Origin of the sequence: Bartonella sp. AU16XJBT (assembly GCF_028618665.1) — a bacterium.
GTDB lineage: Bacteria > Pseudomonadota > Alphaproteobacteria > Rhizobiales > Rhizobiaceae > Bartonella.
Genome location: NZ_JAQITF010000078.1, coordinates 1 through 972, shown reverse-complemented (window position 1 = coordinate 972; position 972 = coordinate 1). Strand labels below are relative to the sequence as shown.

The 972-nt window shown below is 40.7% G+C and carries 1 protein-coding gene; it reads left to right on the top strand.

All coding sequences use genetic code 11. From position 1 onward, the window contains the following. The coding region (locus PVV66_RS09645) for a site-specific DNA-methyltransferase (protein ID WP_273719620.1) at window positions 1–972 on the top strand (972 nt) is incomplete at both ends.

Below are 972 nucleotides of genomic sequence, written 5' to 3'. Positions count from 1 at the left end.
ATTTTATTTATGAAGATAATTTCAAGGACCCGTTGGCGCGCTATAAGGAAGTGACGAGCCAAACGACAAAATCGAACCCTGAAACAATGGGGCGGTTTCACACAGCGTGGCTCAATATGATTTATCCGCGCTTGCGTTTGGCGCAGACGCTTTTGCGTGACGATGGTGTGATCTTTATCTCAATAGATGATCATGAGGTGCATAATTTGCGCAAAGTGTGCGACGAGGTGTTTGGCGAAGAGAATTTTGTTATTCAAATTTGCCATAAGTCCCGCGCATCTATATCTAACGATAAAATAATATCGTCTAGTCACAATTTTATTTTAGTATATACAAAAAACATAGCTACGCTTTTTTCTCAAAGACATAAGTTTGGTCTGCCTCCTATAACGGAAGGCTTCAACCAGAAAGACGATATTGGCGAATACAAGTTGATTCCCGTAGATGGGCCTGGTGGGGCATCTAAGGGTAATCCGCATTATACATTTGAGGGGGTAACGGGTTATTGGCGTTATTCCCAAGCAACGATGCAAGAAAAATACAATCAAGGGTTGATTATAAAAACGGCAAATGGTCTCCAACAAAAATATTATAAAGAAAAAGCATTACAATCACGGAGAGTAGCTACATCTTGGTGGGATGAAAAGTTTTATACAGCGGAAGCAACAAAAGCTTTAAAAGCTTTATTAGGAGGGGCTTATTTTGATAACCCGAAGCCGGTAGATTTATTAAAAAAAATGTTACTTCTTGCAACTGACTCTCAAAACAATGACCTCATTCTCGACTTTTTCTCTGGTTCTGCCACAACAGCGCATGCAGTGATGGCTTTGAATGCCGAAGATGGCGGCAATCGCAAATTCATCATGGTGCAATTGCCTGAATTATGTGATGAAAAGAGCGAAGCTTATAAGGCTGGTTATAAAACTATCTGCGATATAGGTAGCGAACGTATTCGCCGTGCTGGTGCACAAA